The organism is Reyranella sp. (assembly GCF_004297405.1).
Lineage (GTDB): Bacteria > Pseudomonadota > Alphaproteobacteria > Reyranellales > Reyranellaceae > Reyranella.
Genome location: NZ_SCVC01000015.1, coordinates 148774 through 155814 on the forward strand (window position 1 = coordinate 148774; position 7041 = coordinate 155814).

9 protein-coding genes are annotated in these 7041 nt (G+C 64.3%); 3 read left to right on the top strand and 6 right to left on the bottom strand.

Going from position 1 to position 7041, the window contains the following annotated elements; all coding sequences use genetic code 11:
* The first annotated feature begins 22 nt into the window (after positions 1-22).
* From EPO50_RS13135 to EPO50_RS13145, 3 genes are read left to right on the top strand one after another with little or no spacing between them, the layout of a single operon-like run.
* Positions 23-1168, top strand: coding sequence for an OpgC domain-containing protein (locus tag EPO50_RS13135; RefSeq protein ID WP_296344669.1), 1146 nt, complete (start codon positions 23-25; stop codon positions 1166-1168).
* Positions 1165-1914: an SGNH/GDSL hydrolase family protein gene (locus tag EPO50_RS13140; RefSeq protein ID WP_296344670.1), complete on the top strand. Its 750-nt coding sequence runs from the start codon at positions 1165-1167 to the stop codon at positions 1912-1914. The genes EPO50_RS13135 and EPO50_RS13140 overlap by 4 nt, the downstream gene beginning before the upstream one ends.
* A 16-nt stretch (positions 1915-1930) precedes the next feature.
* Positions 1931-2707: a cyclase family protein gene (locus EPO50_RS13145; RefSeq protein ID WP_296344672.1), complete on the top strand. Its 777-nt coding sequence runs from the start codon at positions 1931-1933 to the stop codon at positions 2705-2707.
* 3 nt (positions 2708-2710) lie between these two features.
* Here the strand turns inward: EPO50_RS13145 and EPO50_RS13150 are convergent, their stop codons facing one another.
* From EPO50_RS13150 to EPO50_RS13175, 6 genes are all read right to left on the bottom strand, one after another.
* Entirely contained in the window at positions 2711-3343 is a 633-nt protein-coding gene (locus EPO50_RS13150) for a LysE family translocator (RefSeq protein WP_296344675.1), read from the bottom strand.
* A gap of 9 nt (positions 3344-3352) precedes the next feature.
* Positions 3353-3901, bottom strand: coding sequence for a carboxymuconolactone decarboxylase family protein (locus EPO50_RS13155; RefSeq protein WP_296344676.1), 549 nt, complete (start codon positions 3899-3901; stop codon positions 3353-3355).
* Between the two features lie 31 nt (positions 3902-3932).
* Complete coding sequence (locus EPO50_RS13160) at positions 3933-4538, bottom strand: hypothetical protein (protein ID WP_296344679.1); 606 nt, start codon at positions 4536-4538, stop codon at positions 3933-3935.
* A gap of 15 nt (positions 4539-4553) precedes the next feature.
* Positions 4554-5300 (bottom strand): aldolase, encoded by a 747-nt coding sequence (locus tag EPO50_RS13165; RefSeq protein WP_296344681.1) that lies wholly within the window; start codon positions 5298-5300, stop codon positions 4554-4556.
* Positions 5301-5508: 208 nt separating this feature from the next.
* The gene (locus EPO50_RS13170) at positions 5509-6234 is read right to left on the bottom strand and encodes a DUF1194 domain-containing protein (RefSeq protein WP_296344683.1); all 726 of its coding nucleotides are present in this window, start codon (positions 6232-6234) and stop codon (positions 5509-5511) included.
* A 122-nt stretch (positions 6235-6356) separates the two neighbouring features.
* Positions 6357-7041: RNA-binding protein (locus EPO50_RS13175; protein ID WP_296344685.1), on the bottom strand; the 685-nt coding region annotated here is incomplete at its 5' end.

The window sequence follows — 7041 nt, forward strand, 5'->3', positions numbered from 1 at the left end:
TTGCCTGCGGTACCAATAGACCATGGCCGGTGCATCCGTTCGCGACATCCGTCTCGACCTGTTCCGCGGGCTGGCGCTGTGGTTCATCTTCCTCGACCACATCCCGACCAACATCGTGAGCTGGCTGACCGTCCGCAATTACGGCTTCAGCGACGCGACCGAGATCTTTGTCTTCATCTCAGGCTACACCGCCGTGATCGCGTACAGCCGCATGATGGAGCAGGAGGGGTGGACACGCGCCGCCGCCCGCATCTACCGTCGCGTCTGGCAGCTCTATGTCGCGCACATTTTGCTGTTCGTCGCCTTCTCGGCGCAGATCGCCTGGGTCTCCATCGCGCGCGATACGCCGGCGCTGATCGAGGAAATGGAACTGCTGGGCCTGGGGCAAAATCCCTATCGCGCCATTCTCGAAGCGGCGCTGCTGAAGTTCCGGCCCGTCAATCTCGACGTGCTGCCGCTCTACATCATGCTGTTGGCGGCCTTCCCGCTGGTATTGCCCCTGGTCGTGCGCTGGCCGTTCGCCGTGATTGCGGCCTCGATCGGCCTCTATGCGGCGACGTGCCACTTTAACTGGAACCTGCCAGCCTATCCGGACGAGAAGGTCTGGTACTTCAATCCCATGGCTTGGCAGGTCGTTTTCTACGTCGGGGCGGCCTGCGCGGTACTCGGCCCCAAGCTCTCCTGGCTGGACCGTTTCAGAGGGCTACTGACCACCCTGGCCATCGCCTTCATCCTGTTCGCGGCCTTTATCTCCTTGTCCTGGCATTATAATCCGCTGGAGCGGTTGGTTCCGCACTGGGTAGGGCGGCTGATCTATCCGATCGACAAGACCAACATCGACATCCTTAGGCTTCTGCATTTCCTGTCTGTCGCCTGGTTGGTCCGGCTGGCGGTACCGATCGATGCGCCCAGCCTCCGCTGGCCAATCTGGCAGCCACTTCGCAGATGCGGTGAAGCTTCGTTGCTTATATTCTGTATCGGTACCTTCCTGGCGCTGAGCGGCCAGGTGATCGTCGGCTACTATGAAGATTCGATCTTGTCGCAGATCATCGTGAGCATTGGGGGCATCGCGATTATGTGTCTGGCCGCCTATCTCGTTGCCTGGTCCAAGGGCGGTGGACCGACTGCGTCGGCGCGCCGGCAACCTGTTGCCGAGGCCTTCAAGTGAGGCCGATCCTTCGTCTTCTTCTGTTGATGGCAGCGGTCCTGGTAGGCTCGCCGGTCTCACCGGTCTTGGCGCAATCCATGACGCTCTGTCGCGCCAAACCCGAGTTGCTCGACCTCGGCGCGCCACTGCCGGTGGCACGCAAGGCGGTCGCCGAGCGCAAGCAACTGCGCATCATCGCGCTCGGCTCGTCATCGACCTCCGGCTACGGCGCCTCCAATCCGGCCTTCGCCTATCCCACGCAGTTGCGCATCGGTTTGGAGAAGGGCCTGCCCGGTGTCGATATCGAGGTGATCAATCGCGGCATCGGCGGCCAGGATGTCGAGGAAATGGCGGCGCGTATGCGCACCGAGATGCAGCACAATCCAGCATCGCTGGTGATCTGGCAGACCGGCACCAATGCCGCGATCCGCCAAATGCCGCTCGACAAGTTCGGCAAGACGTTGCGTGGCGGCCTCGCCCTCGGCAAGTCGTTGGGGGCCGACTTCGTGCTGATGAACCTGCAGTATGTTCCCGCCGTCGTGGCCGCCCTCGACAAGGAGGCCTATGAGAGGGTGATGGCCGAGGCGGCAAAGGAATATTCCGCGGGTCTCTTCCGTCGCTACGACATCATGCGTGCCTGGTACGAGGACGGCATGCCTTATGCCCAGTTCGTGCAGCTCGATGGACTGCACCTCAACGATTTCGGCCAGAAGTGCATCGGCAAGCTGCTGACCCGCTCGATCCTGAGTGCGCTCACTGGTCCCTGAAGACAAGGAGACCGCCATGCCCCGCCGTTTTGTCGACCTCTCGATCTATCTCGAGAACGACGTGATCTCCGATCCCGAACCGTTCGGGCCGAAGATCCAGTATCACAAGCACGAGAATACGGCGGCGCAGATTGCGGGTTTCTTTCCCGGCCTCAAGAAGGAAGACCTGCCCGACGGCCAGGGCTGGGCGGTCGAAACCGTCAACCTCTCGACGCACAACGGCACGCATCTCGACGCGCCGTATCATTTCCATCCGACGATGAACAAGGGCGAGCGCGCCATCACCATCGACGAAGTGCCGCTCGAATGGTGCTTCCAGCCCGGCGTAAAGCTCGACTTCCGCGACAAGCCCGACGGCCATGTCATCACCGCCAAGGAGGTCGAGGAGGAGCTGAAGCGCATCAACCACGAGCTGAAGCCGCTCGAGATTGTCGTGGTCAACACGCGCGCCGGCTCGCGCTACGGCAACAACGACTACGTGAATTCCGGCTGCGGCATGGGCTATGACGCCACCATCTATCTCCTGGAGAAGGGCGTGCGGCTCACGGGCACGGATGCCTGGAGCTGGGATGCGCCGTTCTATTTCACCGCCCAGAAGTGGGCTAAGGACCACGATCCGTCGATCATCTGGGAAGGTCACAAGGCCGGCCGCGACATTGGCTATTGCCATCTCGAGAAGCTGCACAATCTCGAGTCGTTGCCGGGCGACGGCTTCACCATCGCTTGCTTTCCGCACAAGATCCGCGGCGCTTCGGCCGGCTGGACGCGCGCCGTCGCGATCTTCGAGGAGTAACGTTTAGAGAGCCACTGGCCGTCGCGCGAAGAAAAGCGAGACGCCGAGCGAGGCGATGGCGAGGCCTGCACCCTGGCGCAGGCGGCGCAGCAGGCTAGGCCGCGCGACGGCCGCAGCACGAGCCCGCGCGGCGAGGAACGTGACGACGACATCGACCGCCGTGTTGAGCGTCACGGAGATCAGGCCCAGCACGACGAACTGCAGCCACACCGGGCCGGCTGCCGGATCGACGAACTGCGGCAGGAAGGCCAGGAAGAATGCCGCCGTCTTGGGGTTCAGCGCCTCGACAACGATGCCCTCGCGAAAGGCGCGGGCCGCGCCGGTAGCGGCGACCTTGGTTTCGATGGCGATGCCGGACTCGCGGAAGCCCTTGACGCCCAGCCAGACGAGATAGATCGCGCCGACGATTTTCAGCAACGTAAAGGCTTCCGCGCTCGCCAGAACCAGCGCGGAAACGCCGATGGCGCCGGCCGCGACATGAACCAGCCCGCCGAGCCCCGTGCCGAAGCTCGAAGCCAGGCCCTCGTTGTGGCCCCCTGCGAGCGTGCGGGCGGCGACGTAGAGGAGGCCCGGTCCGGGCGATATCGCGATCGCCAGTGCGGCGGCGAAGAAGAGAGCGAGGCTCGCGATATCCATTCGACGGTCTCAGGCCAGCGGGTCGGGCTCGCCCGGCGGCAGCGGCACTTCGAAGACGTTCAGGGTCATGGAGACCAGCATGTAGTAACCGCACACGCCCACCAGATCGACGACGCCCTGTTCGCCGAAGGCATCGATCGCGCGCCTGTAGTTGGCGGTGGCGACCCGGTTGGTCTCGAGATATTCGGTGACGAAGTCGTAGACCACCTTCTCGACATCGCGCTTGAAGGGCGGCGTGGCGCGCACGCGGATCGCCTCGACGATATCGGCGGAAAGGCCCGCCTCCTTGGCGAGTCGTGCATGAGCATAGAATTCGAATTGCGCCTTGAAGTGACGACCAATCAGGCAGATCGCCAGTTCCGACAGGTCCTTGGGCAGCGAATTGTTGAAGCGGCAGTACTCGCCGAGCTTCTGCGCCCGATCGGCCAGCACCGGGCTGCGCAGCCAGGGCTCGAATGGACCGCGCAGGCCGCCGCGTGGTCCGGTCAGGATGGCGTCGGCCACCTGCTTTTGGTCAGGGGTGAGTTTGTTCAGGTCAAGCGGAGTCAGACGCGGCATGACGTTTCCTTCGTGATGTCTTGTGAAGCGGTTAGAGCAGGCAGCCGGCGTCGCCGACGCGGTTGTTGTCGGCGCTGTCGAACATATTGTTGATCATCGCCTCGCCGGCACGCTGGGCATTGTTGGATTGCGTGACGCAGGAGCCGGTGGCCAGCCACAGCACCTTGCCTGTGTTCGCTTCGTAGAGCGTCAGCGAAACGCGCAAGGTCGGGCCGGAGGTCGACGGCGTTTTGCCGTCGTAGCGGCCGATCGGGTTGGCCGGCAGGGTCTGGCGCGGATTGGAGCCCGGCTCGGCGTAGTAGGGTTGTCCGCCGATCGTGCCTTCCGTGCGCTGGTCGCTGCCGCCCATCAGGTCGAAGTAGCTGACATCCATACGCATGATGTTGCCGCCGGAGAAGCCGACTTCGTTGCCGCGCTGTTGCAGGCGAACCATCACCTGCCGACGCAGCTCACGGGCGAGGTGGGTGTCGGAGGTGAGCTGCACCGCCACCTTGGTCTTCGGAATCTTCTGATAGGCCCTGATCTCGAGCTCGCCGAGCTTCGGACCCGCCCCGACGGCGCCGTAGCCCTGTGCCATCACCGGATCGACGAGCCCCAGTGTCGAGAGTGCGACGAGAGTGGCGGCAATACGCATCATGTCCCCCAAAATACCCTAGGCCGCCGCGAGCCTGCTCCAGCCGGGTTCGTCCCGGTCGAGCATACGCTTCAGCGACTCGAAATGCAGGAAGGCCTGCTGGGCCTCGCCTGCGATCTGCCGGGCGGTATGCTCGGCCATCGCGTCGTCGATATTGTGCAGCGGCCGGCCGGTCTGCATGGCCAGCACCTGCACCATCGCGGCGCGTTCGAGGTAATAAAGGTCGTCGTAGGTCTGGGCAACGGTCGGACCCGAAACGATGATGCCGTGGTTGCGCAGGAAGAGGATGTCTTTGTCGCCCATAGCCCGGCACATCCGCTCGCCTTCGTCGTTCGACAGGGCGACGCCACCATATTTTTCGTCGTACGCGATGCGGTCCCAGTAGCGGAAGGCGTTTTGGGTGCACATCTCGATGCGCCCGTCCTGGATCGACGTCAGCGCCGTCGCATAGGGCATGTGGGTGTGCAGCACGACCTTGGCGCGCGGGTTGCCGGCATGGATGCGGGCATGGATATAGAAGGCAGTCGCCTCGACTTCGTACTTGCCCTCGATGACGTTGCCGTCGCCGTCGGCCATGACGATGTCGGACGGCGTGATCTCCGACCAGTGCAGGCCTTGCGGATTGACGAGGAAGAGATCCTCGCGGCCCGGCACGGTCATGCTGAAATGATTGCAGACACCCTCGTTCAGGCCATGGCGCGCCGCCGCGCGCAAGGCTGTGGTGAGATCGATCCGCGCCTGTGTGACCGGGTCATTGGCCAGCATGGAAAGGGCTCCGTTCATTGAATCCGTCGCGCGCGGATGATGCGGCCTAGAGCGGCTTGCGATCAAGGGGAACCGCGTAAGCGGTTCCCCTTGATCGGAAACGCAAATGTTACGGGCATCTCCGTCTTCGGCATCGTGCAGTCGACTGCACGATGCTCTAGCACCTCTCCGGCCAAGGGAAATTGGCAAGTTTCGCGCGGAAAGCCCGTCAGGCGGGTGAGGAGCGCCGTGGGCCGCCGGCATCGGAAATCTCGCGGACCAGCTTGGTCCGCACCGCGCGGCCGAAATGGTCGAAATTGTCGGCTACCACCATGAACGACCCCGGACCCCCGATGACATTCTCCTCGTAATACTTGTCGAGGGTGAGGTCGGGCGGGCGGCCAAAATTGTTGCGGTTCATCATGACCGGCAGGCCGTTCACCACAACGCCTTGTGACACCAGCCTGTCGCGTATGATCTCCGCCGCCGGCCCGTCGTTGGTGCGGCCGTCCCCCGAGATATCGATGACGCGGCGCTTCGGCACGAAATCGGAATTCTCGAAACGTTGCCCGGCATGGGCGAGAGCGGCGCCGACCGCGGTCCAGCTCTGCGACGTGCGCGGCGCTTCAGCAAGCTTCTCGGCGAAGCGCCGTGCCGCGCCGGCGCTGTCGATCACCGTCCAGTCGAGCACGACGACTTGATAGTGCGTGCCAGCCCATTCGGTGTAGCAGACGGCAATGCGCTTGTGTTCGCCGGAGAGAATGGCGTCGATCACGCGATCGTTGGTCAGCGCCTCGACATAGCCACGCCGCTGCAATTCGGCTTCGACCTCGTCGATCGAACGCGACACGTCGACGGCAAGAACAAGTTGCAGGTCGACGGGTGTCTCCGCACGCGCTGACGTCGCCGTGGCCATAGCTGCCAAAGAGCCTATAAGCGCCGACCGTCGCTTCATGCCCGCCTCCGCCGAAGGCGCGAAGCATAGCACCACCGTGGCAGGCGCAAACAAAAACGCCGGAGGAGGTCCTCCGGCGTTTCCGTTTCTCGATCAAATCCGGCAAGCGCCGGATCGGGATTCTACTGGTCGTCGTCGAAGCCACGCTTGCGCGGCTCGTAGTCCCGCTCGCGACGCGGACGATCCGGAGCACCGCCTTCGCGGCGACGCGGACGACCGAAGTCGCCACCACCGGCATCGGCGGGAGCGCCGGCCGCCGGCGGGGGACCAGAGAAGTCGGCGCGACGGTCGCGCATCGGACCACCGCCATCACGGGCTCCGTAGCCACCGCCACCGCCGCCGCCGTCGCGGCCACCGCCGCCATAGCCACCGCCGCCGCCATCACGGCCACCGCCACCGCCGCCGTAGCCGCCACCACCGCCGCCGCGATAGCCACCGCCACCGCCGCCACCGTAGCCGCCGCCACCACCGCCGCCGCCGCCGTAGGGCGGACGCGGGCCGCGCGGACGGAAGCCGCCGCCATCGCGACCACCACCGCCACCGCCGCCAAATCCACCACCGCCACCACCACCGGGCTGACGCTCGACAGCTTCACGTACGGCGATTGAACGGCCATCCAACAACGCGCCGTTCATGGCCTGCATGGCCGCGGCGCCCTGGTCATCGGTTTCCATCTCGAGGAAGGCAAAGCCGCGGCTGCGGCCGGTCTCGCGATCCACGATCACTTTCGAAGATGTAACGGTGCCGAACTGAGAGAAGGCTTCAGACAGACGCTCAGACGTGACCGAATAGGGCAGGTTGCCCACA

Excerpts from the sequence above, each read along its gene's own strand:
- EPO50_RS13160 (WP_296344679.1), bottom strand. The coding sequence starts at position 4,538 with ATGATGCGTATTGCCGCCACTCTCGTCGCACTCTCGACACTGGGGCTC.
- EPO50_RS13155 (WP_296344676.1), bottom strand. The coding sequence starts at position 3,901 with ATGCCGCGTCTGACTCCGCTTGACCTGAACAAACTCACCCCTGACCAA.
- EPO50_RS13135 (WP_296344669.1), top strand. The coding sequence starts at position 23 with ATGGCCGGTGCATCCGTTCGCGACATCCGTCTCGACCTGTTCCGCGGG.
- EPO50_RS13150 (WP_296344675.1), bottom strand. The coding sequence starts at position 3,343 with ATGGATATCGCGAGCCTCGCTCTCTTCTTCGCCGCCGCACTGGCGATC.
- EPO50_RS13145 (WP_296344672.1), top strand. The coding sequence starts at position 1,931 with ATGCCCCGCCGTTTTGTCGACCTCTCGATCTATCTCGAGAACGACGTG.
- EPO50_RS13170 (WP_296344683.1), bottom strand. The coding sequence starts at position 6,234 with ATGAAGCGACGGTCGGCGCTTATAGGCTCTTTGGCAGCTATGGCCACG.
- EPO50_RS13165 (WP_296344681.1), bottom strand. The coding sequence starts at position 5,300 with ATGCTGGCCAATGACCCGGTCACACAGGCGCGGATCGATCTCACCACA.